This window comes from Streptomyces olivochromogenes, from assembly GCF_021538895.1.
Taxonomy (GTDB): Bacteria; Actinomycetota; Actinomycetes; order Streptomycetales; family Streptomycetaceae; genus Streptomyces; species Streptomyces olivochromogenes_A.
The window spans coordinates 21,633-40,363 of record NZ_JADDRL010000087.1 but is presented as its reverse complement, the minus strand read 5'-3'; the positions used below and the strand labels follow the sequence as shown (position 1 = coordinate 40,363).

The 18,731-nt window shown below is 74.9% G+C and carries 9 protein-coding genes and 1 pseudogene; 8 read left to right on the top strand and 2 right to left on the bottom strand.

All coding sequences use genetic code 11. The annotated features are described in order from the left end of the window. Nucleotides 1-863 (bottom strand): annotated as a pseudogene (locus IPZ69_RS33565) (hypothetical protein); the annotation flags it as partial. A 268-nt stretch (nt 864-1,131) separates the two neighbouring features. Between IPZ69_RS33565 and IPZ69_RS33560 the strand changes: the two are divergent. From IPZ69_RS33560 to IPZ69_RS33525, 8 genes are read left to right on the top strand one after another with little or no spacing between them, the layout of a single operon-like run. Further along, complete coding sequence (locus tag IPZ69_RS33560) at nt 1,132-2,595, top strand: MFS transporter (RefSeq protein WP_308407570.1); 1,464 nt, start codon at nt 1,132-1,134, stop codon at nt 2,593-2,595. A gap of 19 nt (nt 2,596-2,614) precedes the next feature. Next, nucleotides 2,615-2,716, top strand: a complete 102-nt coding sequence (locus IPZ69_RS47970) for an MbtH family NRPS accessory protein (RefSeq protein WP_235458443.1) — start codon at nt 2,615-2,617, stop codon at nt 2,714-2,716. A 5-nt stretch (nt 2,717-2,721) separates the two neighbouring features. Continuing rightward, nucleotides 2,722-6,258: an amino acid adenylation domain-containing protein gene (locus IPZ69_RS33550; protein WP_235458442.1), complete on the top strand. Its 3,537-nt coding sequence runs from the start codon at nt 2,722-2,724 to the stop codon at nt 6,256-6,258. Next, entirely contained in the window at nt 6,255-7,319 is a 1,065-nt protein-coding gene (locus IPZ69_RS33545; RefSeq protein WP_235458441.1) for a MupA/Atu3671 family FMN-dependent luciferase-like monooxygenase, read from the top strand. Before IPZ69_RS33550 ends, IPZ69_RS33545 begins: the two co-directional genes overlap by 4 nt. Further along, the gene (locus IPZ69_RS33540; protein WP_235458440.1) at nt 7,316-11,902 is read left to right on the top strand and encodes a non-ribosomal peptide synthetase; all 4,587 of its coding nucleotides are present in this window, start codon (nt 7,316-7,318) and stop codon (nt 11,900-11,902) included. Before IPZ69_RS33545 ends, IPZ69_RS33540 begins: the two co-directional genes overlap by 4 nt. Further along, nucleotides 11,895-15,131, top strand: coding sequence for a non-ribosomal peptide synthetase (locus IPZ69_RS33535; protein WP_235458439.1), 3,237 nt, complete (start codon nt 11,895-11,897; stop codon nt 15,129-15,131). The genes IPZ69_RS33540 and IPZ69_RS33535 overlap by 8 nt, the downstream gene beginning before the upstream one ends. Beyond that, entirely contained in the window at nt 15,128-17,239 is a 2,112-nt protein-coding gene (locus IPZ69_RS33530) for a beta-ketoacyl synthase N-terminal-like domain-containing protein (RefSeq protein ID WP_235458438.1), read from the top strand. The genes IPZ69_RS33535 and IPZ69_RS33530 overlap by 4 nt, the downstream gene beginning before the upstream one ends. After that, the gene (locus IPZ69_RS33525) at nt 17,236-18,273 is read left to right on the top strand and encodes a serine hydrolase domain-containing protein (RefSeq protein WP_235458437.1); all 1,038 of its coding nucleotides are present in this window, start codon (nt 17,236-17,238) and stop codon (nt 18,271-18,273) included. The genes IPZ69_RS33530 and IPZ69_RS33525 overlap by 4 nt, the downstream gene beginning before the upstream one ends. On the opposite strand, the gene IPZ69_RS33520 is transcribed toward IPZ69_RS33525, so the two are convergent. Continuing rightward, nucleotides 18,236-18,724 (bottom strand): TIGR03668 family PPOX class F420-dependent oxidoreductase, encoded by a 489-nt coding sequence (locus IPZ69_RS33520; RefSeq protein WP_235458436.1) that lies wholly within the window; start codon nt 18,722-18,724, stop codon nt 18,236-18,238. The two genes, IPZ69_RS33525 and IPZ69_RS33520, sit on opposite strands and share 38 nt — an antisense overlap. Nucleotides 18,725-18,731 lie beyond the last annotated feature (7 nt).

Genomic DNA, 18,731 nt, shown 5'->3' with positions numbered 1-18,731 from the left:
GTCGACGGGTCCTCCAGCGCCGTCCGGATGTCGCGCACGGACAGCAGGCGAACCCATCCGGCGGCCAGTTCGACGGCGAGCGGGATGCCCTCCACCCGCGCGCAGATGTCGACGACGTCGTCGAGGTTGTCCCGGCCCAGCCGGAATCCACCGTCCGCCGCGCGGGCCCGTTCCACGAAGAGCCGGACGGCGTCGGGCAGGACGTCCGCGCTCCTCTCCCGGCCGCCGTCCGGCAGCCCCAGCGGGCCGAGTGGCAGCGGCACTTCGCCCGGTACGCCGAGCGGTTCCCGCGAGGTGAGCAGCAACCGGATTCCCGGGTACCGGGAGAGCAGCCGCCGGGCCAGCCGGGCGCGGGCGCCCGGGTGGCGCTCACAACCGTCCAGGAACACCAGGACCCCTCCCGAATCCCCCTTTTCCTCCTTTCTCAATATGGCCGATTTTCTCGATATGGCTGAGAATAGGAGCTCGCCGTCGGTCATGGCGTTCTCGTGCGGCGCGTCCGTGTCGACGCGGTGGACTTCGGTGAAACGCGCGCCGTCGGCGGCGAGGTACTCGAAGGCGAGTCGCGTCTTGCCCACGCCCGCCCGGCCGATCAGGGTCACCACTCTTTCCCTGGCGAGAAGTACGTCGAGCTCGGCCATTTCGCCGTGGCGCCCCACGAACACGCCCGCGCCGCGGCGTCCCGCGCCTTCGCCGTCGAGCAGGCCGGGGCTCGACCGCGGCTCGCGCGCGGTCTCGTACCGTCGCCTGCGGTACGCGCGTTGCCGGCACGCGTTCGAGCAGTACTTCGCCGGCCGGCCATTCGGAGTTCCGGCCGTCGCGAGAGGCGTACGGCAGTCCGCGCACGCGCGGTTGTTTTTCATGCGGCGACCCTTTGCAAACTCCACTCGCGGAAGCCGCCCCTTACGACGGGACGGCCTTGCGGTGATCTATGCGCATGGATGGCGGAAATCATGCGCGAAGCCGCTTCTCCGATTGCCGCCCACGGCCGACACGCAAAGAAGGCCTAAAATCGCCTTTACGTCACGTTACGAAATGGCCGTCGTAGGCATTACTACGGATTCCGTCCTTCCGTCGAACGTTCCATGATTCACTCCCGGCAGCGCCGAGGAAGGGACCACACCCACCGTCATGCCCAGCGACAGGAAAGCCGTCCGAGCGTTCTCCGGCATGGGTCCGTTCACCAGGTTGTGGTGCGGTCACGTCGTTTCCCTTGTAGGGAATTCGGCGCTCCGTTTCGCCTTCATCGTGCAGGCCTGGACGAACAGCGAACGCGCCACACCGGTGGTGCTGCTGTCCCTGTGCGCGGTGGTGCCGGAGATCCTGCTCTCCCCCGTCGCGGGCGCGCTCATCGACCGGGTCAGCAAGCGCACCGCGCTCCAGTTCGCGGACCTCGGCGGCCTCACGGTGGTCGCGGTGCTGGGCCTGTTACAACTCGTCGCCACTCTGCACACCTGGCAGATATATGTCACCGTCGCCCTGTTGGGCGCCTGTGCGGCCTTCCAGAACCCCGCCCTTCTCTCGGCTGTGCCGCTGCTCGTGCGCAAGGACCAGTACCAGCGGGCCAACGGCCTGATCTCCTCCGCCCGTACGGGCTCCGAAATCTGCGGCCCGGCCCTGGGCGGACTGGTCATCGCCCTGTCCGGCATCGGCACGATCATCTGGCTGGATCTGGCCAGCTTCGTGGTGGCGCTGACGGTGGTACGGGTGACGCGGTTCGGGGCGACGGACACCGGGGACGCCGCGGACACGGGAGCCGTCGCAGCCTCCGATGACGCCGCGGCCTCCGCCGACACCAGCACCAGCACCCACGCCGACGCCGGTGAATCCGAAGCACCGCCCCGCCGTGGCATCCTCGCCGAATCCCTCGACGGATTGCGGGTGTTGTTCACCCGGCCGGGGCTGCGTGCCCTCGTCGTGGTCTCCAGCGCGGCCAACCTCGTGATGGTGACCGGGTTCGCGGTGATCCCGCCGATGGTCCTCGCGCGTTCCGGCGGGAGTTCGGGGACGCTCGCCGCGGTCACCACCTGCATGGGAGTGGGCGGCCTGGGCGGCGGGCTGATGACGGCCGCGTGGGGCGGACCGCGGCGGCGGGCGCGCGGCATGATGCTGGGCATCGTCGGCATGTGCGTGAGCGCCCAGATCGGCATGGCCGCCGCGCACAGCGCCCTCGGCTGGTGCACGGCGATCCTGCTGGGGGCACTGCTGATGCCCGTGGTCAACAGCTCCTTCCAGTCGATCCTCCAGGCCGAGGTCGAAGAGCGGCTCCAGGGCCGGGTGTTCGGCGCCGAGGCGTTCCTGTCCGACCTCTCGGTGCCCGTCGCGATGGGCATCTCCGGCCCGCTCGCCGACCGCGTCTTCGAACCGCAGGCACGGACGCACAGCGGCGTCACCGGAGTGCTCGCCCCCGTGGTCGGGGAGGGCCGGGGCAGCGGCATGGCGGCCCTGCTGCTCCTGGCGGGCGTGTGCGGGGTCGTCGTCGCGCTGTGGGGCCTGGCCCGCCGTCCCGTGCGTGCCCTGGACGCGGCCGGCGCCGACGACGCCTCCGGCGACATGGCCGTACCTGTCAAGAACGAAAAGGCACCTCAGCACTGACACGACAAGGAAGGCTCACATGGCCGGCAATCCGTTCGAGGGCGACTCCGTCACCTGCCTGGTCCCGGTCGACGACGAGCGGCGGCACTCTCCGTGGCCCGCGGGCATACAGGGGCGGTAGCCGACGTGACCACGGGGTGGCGGGGTGCCTGTGTGCACGAGGTGTTCGCGTACCAGGCCGGGCGGTGCCCGGGGGCCGTCGCGGTGGTCGACGGCTCGGGACCGCTGACGTACGAGGAGCTGAACGGGCGGGCGGAGACCCTCGCCGATCGGCTGACGGCGGCCGGGGTGCGCGGCGGCGACCTGGTGGGCGTGTGTCTGGAGCGCGGCGCGCGGATGGTGGTGGCGCTGCTCGCGGTGCTCAAGGCCGGCGGCGGCTATGTGGTCCTCGACCCCGCACTGCCCGAGGCACGCCTGCGGGCCATGGCGGCGGACGCCGGGCTCGGCACGATCGTGTCCGGGTCGGAGGGATCCGGGTCGAAGGCATCCGGGTCGGAGGCTTCCGGGTCGACGGCGTCCTTCGCGCCCGGCGTGCGCCAAGTGCCCGTACAGGCCCCGGAGGCGAGCCCCGCCGCACGGCGCCCGCGTGTCCATCCCGACGGCATCGCCTGCGCGATGTTCACCTCCGGCTCCACCGGCCGCCCCAAGGGCATCGCGGCCCCGCACGGCGCGGTCGTCGACACCCTGGTCGGGCAGGACTTCGCGGGCTTCGGTCCCGGGGAGGTCTGGTTGCAGTGCGCCCCGGTGTCCTGGGACGCCTTCGCCCTGGAGCTGTGGGGGCCGCTCCTGAACGGCGGCACCTGTGTGCTGCACCCGCCCGGCCGCCCCGAACCCCTGGTGATGCAGCGACTGATCCGCGAGCACGGCGTCACCCACGCCTACCTCTCCAGCAGCCTCTTCAACGTCGTCGTGGACGAGTACCCGGCCGCCCTGGACGGCCTGCGCCAGGTCATCGTCGGCGGCGAGGCGCTCTCCCCCGTGCACGTCGGCCGGGCCCTGCGCCGCCGGCCGGCGCTGCGGCTGCGCAACGGCTACGGCCCCGTCGAGGGCATGGTGTTCCTCACCACGTACCCCGTGTCCCTGGTGGACGCCGCCCAGGAGGCGGTGCCCGTCGGCTGGACGCTGAAGGACAAGGAGGTGCTGGTCCTCGACGAGCGGCTGCGCCCCGTTCCCCCGGGCGGGACGGGCGAGTTGTACGCCGCCGGGGCCGGGCTGGCGCTCGGCTACCTGGGCCAGCCCGGGGTGACCGCCGAACGGTTCGTACCCAATCCGTACGGCCCGCCGGGCAGCCGGATGTACCGCACCGGCGACCGCGGCCGACGCCGGGCCGACGGCGCCCTGGAGTTCCTCGGCCGGGTGGACACGCAGGTGAAGATCCGCGGGTTCCGGGTGGAGCCGGGCGAGGTGCAGGCGGTGCTGGCACGGTGTCCGGGCGTCGAGCAGGTGGCGGTGGTCGCCGGTCCTGACCCGCGGGGCGACGGGCAGCGCCTGGTCGCCTACGTGGTCGCCCGGGAGGAGGTACGGCTGCGGGAGTACGCCGCCTCGGTGCTGCCGGACTTCATGGTGCCCTCGCTCTTCGTGCCGCTGGCGGCGCTGCCCCTGACCCCGAACGGCAAGCTGGACCGGGCCGCCCTGCCCGAGCCGTCGGCCGGGCCCGGGCCGGCGGCCGTGTCCGTGGCCCGCGCCCCGCGCGACGACACCGAGCGGGAGCTGTGCGCGCTGTTCGCGGAGGTGCTCGGCGTGGAGTCGGTCGGCATCGAGCACGACTTCTTCGACCTGGGCGGCAATTCTCTGCTCGCGGCGCGGCTCATCGGCCGGATGCACGGCCGGCTCGGCGCGGCCCCGGGCATCCGGCAGCTCTTCGAGACCCCGACGGTCGCCGAACTCGCCCGTCTGCTGCCCGAGTTCACCCCTGTCGAGGCCGCCGGGTCAGCACCGCGCCCGCACCCCTTGCCGGTGTCCTCCGCGCAGCGCCGCCTGTGGTCGCTGGACCGCCTGGGCGCGGGCGCGGCCTACCACCTGCCGGTTCTGGTACGGCTCGACGGCGACCTGGACCCGGAGGCCCTGGAGCGTGCGGTGGGCGAGGTGGTCGCCCGGCACGAGGTGCTCCGCACGGTGTTCGACGAGGTCGACGGGGAGCCGGTGCAGCGCGTCCTGCCCGTCGGGGCACCGCCGTTCACGCGCGTCCCGGTCCGGGCGGACGAGCTGGAGGCGCGGATCGCCGAGACGGCGTCCCGGCCGTTCGACCTCGCGTCCGAACCGCCCTTCGGGACGGTGCTGTTCACCCTCACCGACCGTCCGGGTGCGCACGTTCTGATGCTGAGGACGCATCACATCGCGCTCGACGGCTGGTCGTTGGCGCCACTGCTGCGAGACCTCTCGCAGGCGTACGCGGGCAAGGCGCTGCCCCCGGCACCCGTGCAGTACGCGGACCACGCGCTGCGGGAACGCCTGGATCCCGGGCGGCTGGAGCACTGGCGGACCACGCTGGAGGGGCTGCCCGCCGGGCTGTCCCTACCCCGCCGGAACACGGCTGGCACCCCGGTCGGAACGCCGATCGGCGCCCCGGCCGACGCCGACAGCGGAGCCGCCGCCACCGTCGAGCGTCTCCTGGACGCCGGCGTGCACCGCGGGCTCACCGCGCTGGCGCAGCGGCAGGGCGTCACGCTCTTCATGGTCCTGCACACCGCCCTGGGTGTGGTGCTGGCGCGCGCCGGTGCGGGCGAGGACCTGCCGATCGGCACGGCCGTCGCCGGGCGGACCGGCGACGCGGACCTGACCGACCTCGTCGGCTTCTTCGTCAACTTCCTGGTGCTGCGCACGGATCTCACCGGCGACCCCTCCCTCGGGGAGCTGCTGGCCCGGGTCCGGGAGACCGACCTCGCCGCGTTCGACCACCAGGACGTGCCCTTCGAGCGGGTCGTGGACGCGGTGAATCCCGTACGGCTGCCGGGCCGTAACCCCTTCACCGACGTGGTCCTGGTGCTGCAGAACAACGCCCGCCCGGAGCCGGACCTGCCGGGCGTGGACGCCCGGGTCGAGGTGCTGCGGCCCGGTCCGGCCCGCTTCGACCTGCTGCTGGAGGTGACGGACGAGCACGGACCCGGCCGCGTGCCCACGGGGCTGACCGTGGCGCTGGAGTACCGGACCGGGGCCTTCACGGCCGAGACGGCCGGGTGGCTGGCCGACACGTTCGTGACCGTGCTGCGGCGGATGGCGGGCGCCGCGCCGGACACACCGGTCGGCCGACTCGCCCCGCCGCACGGTCCGGAGGCGACGCCCGCCGCCGTCCCGGCCCCGCGCGAGGTGTCCCCCGCCGGCCCGGCCGGGCGCACCGACCTGTCCCGCCGTATCGCCGCCGTCTGGGCGGAGGTGCTCGGGCTCGACCACGTCGACGCGCACGCCGACTTCTTCGCGCTGGGCGGCAACTCGCTGACGGCGATCCGCGCGGCCGCCCGGCTGGGCCGGGAGGCGGGGCTCGCGGTGACGGCGGCGCAGCTCTTCACCGCGCCGACCGCCGCCGCGCTCGCCCGCGCGATCGGCAGCGGCCCGAAGGACGCGCCGATCCCGGCGCGTCCCCGCTCGACCCGCCGCACGCCACAGGCCGGGCGGCAGGGGACGACCCGCGACACGGCGCGGGAGACAACGGGGGAATCGTCGTGAAGCTGAGCGTGATGTTCTTCGGGTCCTATCCGACCGGCGGGACGGATCCCTCCGGGGCGGACCACGCGGCGCGGTACGAGGACATCCTGGCCATCGCCCGCGCCGCCGACCGGCTCGGCTTCCACGCCGTGTGGACGCCGGAGCGGCACTTCCAGCAGGTCGGCCAGATCTTCCCGAGCCCGCCGGTGCTCAGCGCGGCCCTCGCGGTCGCGACCGAGCGGATCGCGCTGCGGGCCGGCAGCGCCGTACTGCCGTTGCACCATCCGTTGCGGGTGGCCGAGGACTGGTCGGTCGTCGACAACCTCTCGCACGGGCGGGCCGGTCTGTCGGTGGCCACCGGCTGGCACTCCACGGACTTCGTCCTCGCACCCGGCCACTACGCCGACCGGCGCGAGCGCGCCCTGCGCGACATCCCGCTGCTGCGCCGGCTGTGGGCCGGCGAGGAGGCGGAGTTCACCGACGGCACCGGCCGCCGGGTCGCCGTACGCCCGCAACCGCGCCCGGTGCAGCCGGCGCTGCCCCTGTGGATGACGAGTTCCGGCTCGCCGGCCACCTGGGAGGCGGCGGGCCGGCTGCGCACGGGCGTGCTCGCGGCGACCGTCGGACAGCGCCGGGAGGATCTCGCCGAGCGCGTCCACACCTACCGGGAGGCGTTCGCGGCGGCCCCGACGCAGACCGGCGAGTCACCGGCGCCCACCGTCACCCTCATGACCCACGCCTACGTCGGCCGTGACGACGCCGAGGTCCGCTCCCTGGTCGCCGACCCGCTCAAGGACTACCTCACCTCGTACGTACGGCAGACCGCCGCCAACCGCGGCGAGGACAACGGCGTCGCCGCGCTGACCGCGCAGACCGTGGACCGGCTCGCCCAGTTCGCCTTCGAGCGCTATCTGGCCTGGGGCGGGCTGCTCGGCTCGCCCGGGACCTGCCACAAGCTGCTCGCCGACCTGAGCGAACTCGGCTGCGACGAGGTCGCCTGCTTCGTCGACTTCGGCCTCGACCGGGACCGGATCATCGACTCCCTGCACCGGCTCGCCGACATCGGAAAGGACCTCGCATGAGCCCCGCCCCTTCCCCGGCCGACCGGTTCGCCGCGCTGGGCGGCGAGCAGCGCGTGCGGCTGCTGCGCCGCCTGGTGGAGAGCGGCCGGGCCGACTCCGTACCGGCCGTGGTGCCGCCGCGCGACCCGGACGCGCCGGTGGTGCTGAGCCCGGCGCAGGAGGACCTGTGGGTGTACGAGTCGCTCTATCCCGGCACCGGGGCGCTCAACATCTGCTGCGCCTACGACTTCGACGAGCCCGTGGACCCCGCCGACCTGGAGGAGGCGCTCACCCTGGTCCGGGAGCGGCACGATGTGCTGCGCACCCGGATCCGGGGCGAGGCCGGTGATCTGCGGGTCGACTTCCCGCCCACCGGGCGCTTCACGCTGGAGCGGGTGGACCTGCGCGCCACGGTCCGCGAACTACCGGATCTGCTCGGCGAGTTCGCGACGCGGCCGTTCGACCTGCGGTCGGATCAGTTGATGCGCGGCTGGTTCGTCACCGTGGACGAGCGCCGGTCCACGCTGATGCTGTCGCTGCACCACATCATCACCGACTGGTGGTCGTTCGACGTCCTGCACACCGCGTTCGCGGGCGCCTACCGCGCGCTGCGCGAGGGGACGCGGACGGACACCGGCCGCCCGAAGATCCAGTACGCCGACTTCGCCGCCTGGCAGCGGGAGCTGGACGCGGCCGGGGTCTTCGGGGAGCGGCTCGGCTTCTGGCGCCGCCACCTCGCCGCGCCGCCCGGACCGCTGACGGTGCCCGGGTTCACGGGGCGCGGCGAGGGCGTCCAGATCGCCCAACTTCCGTTCCGCGTCGACGCGGAGACGGAGGCCGCGGTGCGGGCGCTGGCGCGCTCACGGGGCACCACGGTGTACGGCGTGCTGATGGCGGCCTTCGCCGTGTTCGCGCACCGGATCACCACCGCCGACGACCTCGTCATCGGCACCCCGACCGCCAACCGGGCCGCGCGCGGCCTGGAGCGGGTCATCGGTTACGTCATGAACTCCGTGCCCACCCGCTGGCGGTTCACCCCCGGCACCTCGTTCGCGGAGACCGTCGACCGGTTCGCGGCCGACTTCCCGCGGATCCTGGCCAACGCCGACGTGCCGGTGGGCCGCATCGTCTCCGAGGTCGCGCCGGAGCGCACGGCGGGCCGTTCGCCGCTGTACCAGTGGGTGTTCATGCACCTGCCGCAGCAGCAGAGCGTGGCCCGGCTGCGCGAGTTCACCGAACCGCGCCGGGTGGAGACGGGCGGCGAGCACGATCTCGTGGGGTCGGTGCAGGAGTCCGACGAGGGCATGACCGGTGCCTTCGAGGTCCGGACGAGCGTGTACCCGGCGGACCTCGCCGCCCACTGGGCGGCCTGCTTCCCCGCGCTGCTGCGCCGCCTGGTGACGGACCCGGAGGCACCGGTGAACCGGCATCAACTGCTGCCGCGGGAGCGGATACCGGGATCCCTGTCCTCCGACGGCGCGCGCGCCCGTACGCCTGAGGACGGTCCTGGCGCGCTCACCCTGCCCGCCCTCGTGGAGCGGCACGCCGAGCGGCGGCCCGACGCGGTCGCCGTGGAGTCGGCCGAGCTGTCCCTCACCTACCGCGAGTTGAACGACCGGGTCGGCCGACTGGCCCGGCGCCTGGTGGAGTCGGGCGCCGGACCGGAGACCGTCGTGGCGCTCGCGCTCGGCCGGTCCGTGTCGATGGCCGTGGCCGCGCTCGCGGTGCAGCGGGCCGGGGCGGCCTTCCTGCCCCTCGACGCCGGGTATCCAAAGGAGCGGCTTTGCTACGTCCTTGAGGACGCGGCGCCCCGGCTCCTCGTCACCGACGCGGCCACGGCGTCCGCGCTGCCGCGAACCGGCGTGCCGGTGCTGGTGCTCGACGACACGGCGTACGACGGCGAACCGCTGCCCGCCCGCCCGGCGGAGCCGTCGGCCGCCGCCTATGTGACGTACACGTCCGGCTCCACCGGCCGCCCCAAGGGTGTCGTGGTGACCCACGAGGGCATCGCCGACCTCGCGGGCACCCTGGCCGACCGGATGGCTCTGGACGAGGACAGCCGTACGGCCCAACTCGGCTCCCCCGCCTTCGACATCTACGTGTTCGAGCTGTGCATGGCGTTCGGCGCGGGCGGCACTCTGGTCGTCCCGGGCGGTGGCCCGCTCGTGGCGGAGGCGCTCGGTGAGGCGCTGCGCGACCTGCGCGTCACCGCCGCCATCGTGCCGCCGTCCGTGCTGGCGGGCGTGCCGCCCGAGCGCGTCCCCGGGCTGCGGTCGCTCGCGGTGGGCGGCGAGGCCTGTCCGCCGGAGACGGCGGCCTCCTGGGCGGCCCCGGGCCGACGGCTGTGCAACGCGTACGGTCCGACCGAGACGACGGTCGCCGCCACCGTGTCCGACCCGCTGCCCGGCGACGGCTCCGTCCCTCCCGTGGGGCGGCCGGTCACCGGCACGCGCGTGTACGTGCTCGACCCGTGGCTGCGGCCCGTGCCGGTGGGCGTCCGCGGTGAGGTGTACGTCGCCGGTGCGGGCGTCGCGCGCGGCTACCTGGGGCGGGCGGGGCTGACCGCGACGCGGTTCACGGCCGACCCGTACGGGCCGCCCGGCACCCGCTTGTACCGCACCGGCGACCTGGGCCGGTGGCGGGCCGACGGGCAGCTGGAGTTCGCCGGCCGGGCGGACGACCAGATCAAACTGCACGGCCTGCGGATCGAGCCCGGCGAGATCGAGGCCGTGCTCGCCGAGCACGAGTCGGTGAGCCGCGCGGTGGTCCTGCTGCGCGAGGACACCCCGGGCGCGCCACGGCTGGTCGGGTACGTCGTCCCGCACACGGCGGACGGGACGGCGCCGGCCGAGCGGTCGCCCGACGCACCGGCCGCCGATCTCACCGCCGAACTGGCCGCCCACTGCGCCGCCCGGCTCCCCGCGCACATGGTCCCCGCCGTCCTCGTCCCGCTGGACCGGCTGCCCGTCACGGAGCACGGCAAGCTGGACCGTGCGGCGCTGCCCGCGCCCGCGTCTCTCGCGCCCGGCGCGAACGCGGCGCCCCGGGCTCCTCGTTCGCCGCACGAGAAGGCACTGTGCGAGCTGTTCGCGAGCGTGCTGGGGCTGGAGTCGGTCGGTCCGGACGACAGCTTCTTCGACCTGGGCGGCGACAGCATCGCGGCGTTGCAGCTGGTCTCGCGGGCCGGTGCGACGGCGGGGCTCTCGCTCACCCCGGCCGAGGTGTGGGAGGCACGGACCCCGGCCGCCCTCTCCGCACTGGCGCGGGTGCCCGCGGCCGCCGACGTCGGCGAGGAGCTGGGGCGCTTCCTGCCCACGCCCGTCATGCGCTGGCTGGCCGAGCTGGAGGACGCCGATGTGCCGGGCTTCACGCTGTCCCTGCTGGTGCCGACGCCCGAGGGGCTGGACCTCGCCCGGGTCGCAGGTGCGGTGCGGTCGCTGCCGGAGCGGCACCCGGTGCTGCGGATGCGGCTGGTGCGACTGGCGGACGGGGACTGGGAGTTCGACGTGCCGCCCGCCGCGGCGGCCGAGGCGCCGGTCACCCGGGTCGACGCGGCCGGGCTGCCGGACGAAGACCTCAGGGCGGCCGCGCACACGGCTGCGCCCGGGGTGCGGCTCGATCCGTACGCCGGGGAGCTGCTGAGTGCCGTCTGGTACGACGCGGGACCCGGCCGCGCCGGACAACTCCTGCTCACCCTCCATCACTTGGCGGTGGACGGCGTCTCCTGCCGGCTGCTCGCGGAGGAGCTGACCGCCCTGCTCGGCGGCACGAAGCCGCCGTCGACCACTCCCGGCACCTCCTTCCGCCGCTGGTCGGAGCTGCTGCACACCGAGGCCCGGCAGCCGGAGCGCGCCGAGGCGGAACTGCCGTACTGGAAACGGACGTTGACCGGAACGGTGCCGCTGCGGACGGAGGCCGTGCGCAAGCGGCGCACCACCGTCACGCTGGCTCTTCCCGTCGACCGTACGGAACCGCTGCTGACCGAGGTCCCGGCGGCGCTGGGCTGCGGCCCGGACGCGGTGCTGCTCGCCGCCCTGACCGCCGCCGTGACCCGCCGTCGCGGCGCGCCGGGTGACCTGCTCGTCGAGCTGGAGGGGCACGGACGGCAGCCGTGGACGGCGGGCGCCGACGTCTCCCGGACGACCGGGTGGTTCACCGCGCCGTACCCGGTGCGGCTGGAGTCCGGCACCGAGGCCTTCTGGGCGGACGACGCGGCGGCCCTCGCGGCGGCCCTGGCGGTCCACGCGGAACTGTCCGGGGTGCCGGCCGGCGGCATCGGCTGGGGCCTGCTGCGCCACCTCAACCCGGACACCGCCGCCGAGCTCGCCGGCCTTCCCGACCCGAGCGTCCGGTTCAACTACCTGGGCCGCATCTCGGGGTTGGACCTCATCGGCTCGTCGGAGTCCGCGCTCCCCCTGGCCCACGCCCTGGAGATCGACGTGGCGGCGGAGGAAGAGACGGACGGGACGGCGCGGCTGGTGTCCACCTGGTCGTTCGCCGAGGACGAGTTCCCGGCGGACGAGATCCGGGGCCTGGCCGGCCTGTGGGCCGACGCGCTGGACGTGCTGCTCGCGGCCACGGCCCGGGGCGGCACCGGTGACTGACGAAGCCCCGCCGACCGACGCGTTCCCCGTGTCCCCCGCCCAGGGGCATCTGCTCGTCCTGGAGCGGATGCACCCCGGCACGGCCCTGTACAACGTGCCCGTCGCGTTCGCGGTGCGCGGCCCCTTCGACGCGGACGCGCTGCGCGAGGCCCTCGATACGGTCGTCGACCGCCACGAGTCGCTGCGCACCGTGTTCCGCACGTCGGCGGACGGCGAGCCGGTGCAGGTGGTGTCGGCCGACGTGCGGGTCGACTTCGGCGTCGAGCACGACGTACCGGCGGCACAGGCAAACGCGCGCCTGGCCGTAGCCGCGCTGCGGCCCTTCGACCTGGCCGCGGGCCCCCTGGTGCGCTGCCTGGTCCACGCCGTGGACGACGGGACGCACCGGGTGCTGCTGGCGGTGCACCACCTGGTGTGCGACGGATGGTCGCTGGAGATCCTGCTGCGCGAACTGTCCGCCGCCTACCGGGAACGGACCAGGGGCGTGCCCTTCGCTCCCGCGGACCTTCCCGTCCAGTACGCCGACTTCGCCGCGTGGCAGACCGAACGGCTGGCCTCGGGTGCCTACCAGGACTCCGTCGCGCACTGGGCCGGCGAGCTGCGCGGCGCCCCGGAGGCCCTCGCCCTGCCGGTGGACCGGCCCCGGCCCGCCGTCGCGTCCTTCGACGGCGCCGTGGAGCGCACGGTGCTCACGCCCGCCGCCCGGGAGGGCCTGGCGGCGCTGGCCCGGGCTCGGGGCGTCACCCCGTTCACGGTGTTCCTGGCCGCGTTCGCCGCGTTCCTCGGCCGGCTGACCGGCCAGGACGACCTGGTGGTCGGCATCCCGTCGTACGCCCGCGACCGGCCCGAGCTGTACGACATGGTCGGCATGCTGACCAACACCCTGGCCGTCCGGGTGGACCTGTCCGGCGGGCCGTCGTTCCACGACGTCGTCGACCGGGTGCACGCCCGGCTGGTCGCCGGACGGCCGCACCAGGAGGCTCCCTTCGACGCGGTGGTGGAGGCGGTGGCCCCGCCGCGCGCGCCGGGCCGCACTCCGGTGGTCCAGGTCATGCTCGACCATGTCGCGGACGCGGAGCCACGGCTCGACCTGCCGGGCGCCGAGGTCGGCCGCGTCCGACTGCCGGTGGACACGGCCCAGTTCGAGCTGCTGCTGTACGTGGAGAAGTGGGGCGAGGACATCGTTCCGCAGTTCGTGTACCGCACCGATCTGCACGCCCCGGAGACGATCCGCCGCTGGGCGGAGAACTTCCACACCCTGCTGGACGGTCTGCTGGCCGCGCCGGACGGCCCGCTCGCCGCGGCCGAGGCGCTGTCGGCCGCCCAGCGGCGGGACCTGCTGACCGCCAACGACTTCACCGCCGGGGCGGCGCCGACGAGCCGGCTGGTGCCCGAGCTGATCCTGGACCGCGCCGCCGAGCGCCCCGACGCGCTCGCCCTGGCCGACGCCCACACCGAGTTGACGTACCAGCAACTCATCGACCGGGCCGGCGCCGTGGCACGTCGGCTGCGCTCGGCCGGAGTGGGGCCGGGCGTCCCGGTGGGGCTCCTGCTGCCCCGGTCGGCCGACATGGCCGTCGCCGTGCTGGGCGTGCTGCTGGCGGGCGGGGCCTTCGTGCCGCTGGATCCGGCGCATCCGGCGGCCCGGCTGGCGTACCTGGTGGCGGACTCCGGCACCCGGCTCGTCGTCGCCGCGCCGGCCACCGCCGAGCGGGCGGCCGGGCTGGGGGTGCCCGTCGTCCGTCTGGAGGACGCCGGGGCCGAGGACGGCTCCGGAGAAGCCATGTCCTTCGACGCGGACCCGCGTGACCTCGCCTACATCGTCTACACCTCCGGTTCCACCGGCGCGCCGAAGGGCGTCGCCGTCGAGCACCGCGCGCTCGCCAACCTCGCCGTGGCGGTGCGCGGGTGCAGCGGGATCACGGCCGCCGACCGGGTGCTCCAGCACGCCTCGTTCGGCTTCGACGTGTCCGTCGCCGACCTGTGCTTCAGCTGGGTCGCGGGGGCCGAGCTGCACATCGCCGGGGAGCACGAGCGCCTCGGCGAGGCCCTCGCCGCGCGGCTGCGCGCCGCGCGCATCAGCTATGTGTGCCTGTCGCCGACGGCCGCCCTGACCGTCCCCGATCCGGCGCACCTCACCGACCTGCGCACGCTCGACGTCGGCGGGGAGCCGTGCCCGGCCGAGCTGGTGGAGCGCTGGGCGCTGCCGGGCCGCCGGATCCTGAACGGGTACGGGCCCAGCGAGGCGACGGTCACCTGCACGTACGGGGAGCTGGAGCCGGGCGGGCCGGTGACGATCGGGCGGGCGGTGCCGGGCGACCGGACCGTGGTCCTCGACGAGCGGCTGCGGCCGGTGCCGGTGGGCGCGGTCGGTGAACTGTACGTCTCCGGCGCCTCGTTGGCCCGGGGTTACGTGGGCCGGCCCGCGGCCACGGCGGAGCGGTTCGTGGCCGATCCGTTCGGGCCGCCCGGCGCGCGCATGTACCGCACCGGGGACCTGGCCCGGCAGCACGCGGACGGTTCGCTGTCGTACGTCGGCCGGGTCGACGACCAGGTCCAGGTCAGGGGCGTCCGGGTGGAACTCGGCGAGATCGAGAGCGCGTTGGCGAGTCACCCGGGTGTGGCCGTGGCCGCCGTCGACCTGCGCGGCCCGGAGCGGGACCGGTGGCTCGTCGGGTACGTCACGGCCGCCGCCGGCGCGGACGAGGTCACCGACAGTGCGCTGCGGGCGCATCTGGCCGAGCGGCTCCCCGGGCACCTGGTCCCGGAGGTCTTCGTCCGCCTCGACGAGCTCCCGGTGAACCGATCCGGCAAGATCGACCGCGCTCGCCTTCCGGAACCGCCGGACCGGCGCCCTGAGTTGGCCGAGCCGTACGCCGCCGCGCGCACCGACGCCGAGCGGTTCGTGGCCGGGGTCTGGCAGCGCGTGCTCGGCCGCGCGCGCGTCGGCGTCCACGACAACTTCTTCGACCTGGGCGGCAATTCGCTGCGTCTGCTGGCCGTGCTGACCGGCCTGCGCGAGCACCCCGACGGCGGCGCGATCACCATGGTCGACCTGTTCCGCCGTCCCACCGTCAGCAGCCTGGCGGAGCTCCTCGGCGCACCCGCCGAGGCACCGGCCGCCGGGCCGGCAGGGCCCGCGCCGGCTGAGGCACCCGACCGGGGCCGGCTGCGCCGCGAACGCCTGGCCGCCCGCAAAGCATCCTCTTCGAAAGGTCACCCGCGATGACGGACACCCACGCCCCCGACGCCGCCCCGGCCCCCGGGGAGTCCTGGTCCGAGGACTCCGGCCCGGACGCGGTGGCGGTCGTCGGGATGAGCTGCCGCTTCCCCGGCGCCCCGGACCTCTCCGGGTTCTGGGACAACCTGCGCTCCGGCGTCTGCTCGATCGCCGACTTCAGCGAGCGGGACCTGCTGGCCGACGGGGTCGGCGCCGAGGAGCTGGCCAACCCCTCGTACGTACGCGCGGGTGGCCATCTCGCCGACGCGGACCGGTTCGAGGCGGAGCTCTTCGGCTTCAACCGGGCGGAGGCCGCGGTCCTCGACCCGCAGCACCGGCTGCTGCTGGAGGCGGCCTGGAGCGCTCTGGAGGACGCCGGGCAGCCGCCGCGCGGCGAGTCCCGGCGCACCGGGGTGTACGTCGGCGGCAGCCCCACCGAGCACGAGCTCGCCGCGCTCACCGACCCGGCGCACGCGGCCGCCCTCGGCTCCGCCCAGGTGCGGTTCCTCACCGACCGCGAGTTCCTGGCGCCGTGGGTGTCGTACCGGCTCGGGCTGACGGGTCCGAGCATGACCGTGCAGACGGCCTGCTCCACCTCGCTCACGGCCGTCCATCTCGCCGCGCAGGCGCTGCTGCTCGGCGAGTGCGACACGGCGCTGGCGGGCGGGGTATCGGTGTCCCGCGTGGACCGGCGGGGCTACGTCCACCAGAAGGGCGGCATCCTGTCGACGGACGGCCGCTGCCGGCCCTTCGACGTGGAAGCGGGCGGTACGGTCCCGGGCAGCGGCGTCGGTGTGGTCGTCCTGCGCCGACTGGAGGACGCGCTCGCGGACGGCGATCCGATCCGGGCGGTGATCCGGGGTTCGGCGGTCACCAACGACGGCGCGGCGAAGGTCGGTTTCACCGCGCCCAGCGTGGACCAGCAGACGTCCACCGTCGCGGAGGCCTGGTCGGCGGCCGGGCTCGACCCGGCGCGGGCCGGGTATGTCGAGATGCACGGCACCGGGACCGAGCTGGGCGACCGCATCGAGGTCGCGGCGGCGGCCGTGGCCTTCGCCGACACGGAACGCTGCGTCATCGGTTCCGTGAAGTCGAACGTCGGCCACCTGGACGCGGCGGCCGGCGTGGCCTCCCTGGTCAAGACGGTGCTGATGCTCCAGCACCGGGCCCTGCCGCCCACGGTCAACGTGACCCGTCCCTTCCCCGAACTGACCGACGGCTCGCTGCCGTTCCGGCTCGTCGACCGCACCGAGCCCTGGGAGCACCCGGACAGCACGCCGCGCCGGGCGGGTGTGTCCTCCCTCGGGATCGGCGGGACCAATGTGCACGTCGTCCTGGAGGAGGCGCCCCGGCCCGCGGCGCCCGCGCCGACGGCACCGGGGAACGAGGTGCTGCCGCTGTCGGCCCGCACCGGCGCCCAGCTGGTCACCGCGGCCCGCGCCCTCGCCGCCGTCCTGCGCCGCCCGGACGCGCCACCGCTGGCGGCCGTCGGCCGCACGCTGCGCGGTGGCCGCAGCGCGCTCGCCGTGCGCGGCTGCGTGGTCGCGGCCACCGCCGAGGACGCGGCGAACGCGCTGGAGAAGCTCGCCGCCGGGGACGTCGTCACGGACGCCTTCGGGGCGGACGACCTGACGGCGCTCGGCCGGGACTGGGTCGGCGGAGCGGAGGTCGTCTGGCCGGCGCCGCTGGACGCCCGGGGGCCGCGGGTCCACCTGCCCACGTATCCGTTCGCGGGGGACGCGCACGGGGCGCTGCGGCTCGGCAGGCGCCAGGAGACCGTGGAACTACCGCGGGAGGCAGCCCCGGCCGCCCTGGTCACCCCAGCCACCGACAGCACCGCCGACACCGAGGCCCGCGTCGTAGAACTGCTCGGCGCCGCCCTCGGCATCCCGCGGGGCGCCGACCTCGACCTGACGTACTTCGAGGCGGGCGGCGACTCGCTCACGGCCGTGCACCTCATCAGCCAGCTGCACGACGAGACCGGCGTGGACGTGCCCGTCACGCTCTTCCTGGAGGAGCTGACCCTGCGCGAGATGGCCGCCCGCATCGCCTCGACGCTCACCGACGACAAGGACTCCCTTCAGGCCCTCCTGGACGAAGTCGAGGCCGAGGGATGACCGGCGCGCCGCAGACCCTGCGCGGCCCGGTCGGCGAGCTGGCCGCGGACCCGCAGGCGCTCGCGGAGCGGCTGGCGTCCCTGCCCGAGGTGCCGGGCGCCCAGACGGCGGGGATCCTGCGCGACACCGTGCGCCTGGGCGCGGCCGGGGTCGCCGACGCGGTGAGCGCGGACCCGGTGCTGGACGCCACCCGCTTCCGGCCGGGCTCGCTCACCAAGCTGCTCACCGCGGACCTGCTGATGCGCTGCGTCCGGACCGGTCGCGTGGCCGCGCACACCCCGGTGGCGGACCTGGTGCCCGGCCCGTGGCCGGCGGGCCTGCGGGTGCGTCACCTGGTCTCGCACACCAGCGGCCTGGACTGCGGCGGCCTCTTCGTCGACACCGGCGACGAGGAGGACTGTGTCGCCCGGTACGTGGAGCGGCTGCGCGAGGCCGGGACGCTCTTCCCGCCGGGCACCGCCTTCTCGTACGCCAACGGCAGTTTCGTCCTGGCCGGGCGGATCATCGAGCTCGTTCTCGGGCGGCCGTGGGAGGAGGCCGTACGGACCGAGCTGCTCGGCCCGCTGGGCATGGCGGACACCGGGTTCGTGACCGGACGGGAGACGCCGGCAGGCCCGGCGGTGGCCCGGGGGCACGCGGTCCGGTCGGGCGTCCTGGAGGCCCTGCCCGCGCGCACCGACGAGCCGATGACGGCGCGCGCGATGGGACCGGCGGGCGGCACGCTGCTGACCACCGCCGCCGACCTGGCCCGCTTCCTGGTGGCCCATCTGGCGTCGCCGTGGGCCGCGACGATGCGGACCCTCCAGGTCCCGGTGCCCGGCGGGACGTCCCCGTTGCGCGGGCCGGGCCTCGGCTGGCTGCTGTGGCGCGGCCCCGGTCACGACAGCGCGCGGATCGGCGGCACGTATCCCGGCCAGTCGGGGATCGTCGCCGTGGACCCGGCGGCGGGGGCGGCGATCGTCGTCCTCACCAACGCCGAGCAGGGGGCGCACGCGGTCAGTCCGTTGCTGGATGCAGGCCCGGAGGGTCGATGACGGCGGCGCACTGGGCCCGCCAGCCGGTCCAGTGCCGGACGGTGACGGCGATCACCGGGCCGTGCGGCGGGGCGTCCCAGTACTGCGGGTACTTGTCCCGCAGTACGGTCACGGCGGCCGCGCAGGCGTCCCGCTCGGCCGAGTCGGCGGCGTCGGGCAGGAGCACCCTGGCCGCTCCGTCGGCCCGCACCCACCACAGCCGCTCCCAGTCCTCGTCGTACGCGTCCGCCAGCAGGCACACGTCCGGCCGGGCGGCGATGTTGCGCAGCCGCTTGAGCCGGGTCGTGGTCTTCGGTTTGCGGTCCACGGCGGTCACGATCCCGTCGGTGCCCTGCCCGGCGAACACGACCGGCACCAGATGGGGGCGGCCCGCCTCGTCCACCGTGGCCAGCCGGGCGACCCGGGCTCCGGTGAACCTCCGTCGCGCCTCTTGCTCCGTCATCTCCGGCACGCCCGTA

Bases quoted from the DNA above. Each gene is read 5' to 3' on its own strand.
- IPZ69_RS33560 (WP_308407570.1), top strand. From the start codon at position 1,132: ATGCCCAGCGACAGGAAAGCCGTCCGAGCGTTCTCCGGCATGGGTCCG.
- IPZ69_RS47970 (WP_235458443.1), top strand. From the start codon at position 2,615: ATGGCCGGCAATCCGTTCGAGGGCGACTCCGTCACCTGCCTGGTCCCG.
- IPZ69_RS33540 (WP_235458440.1), top strand. From the start codon at position 7,316: ATGAGCCCCGCCCCTTCCCCGGCCGACCGGTTCGCCGCGCTGGGCGGC.
- IPZ69_RS33530 (WP_235458438.1), top strand. From the start codon at position 15,128: ATGACGGACACCCACGCCCCCGACGCCGCCCCGGCCCCCGGGGAGTCC.
- IPZ69_RS33525 (WP_235458437.1), top strand. From the start codon at position 17,236: ATGACCGGCGCGCCGCAGACCCTGCGCGGCCCGGTCGGCGAGCTGGCC.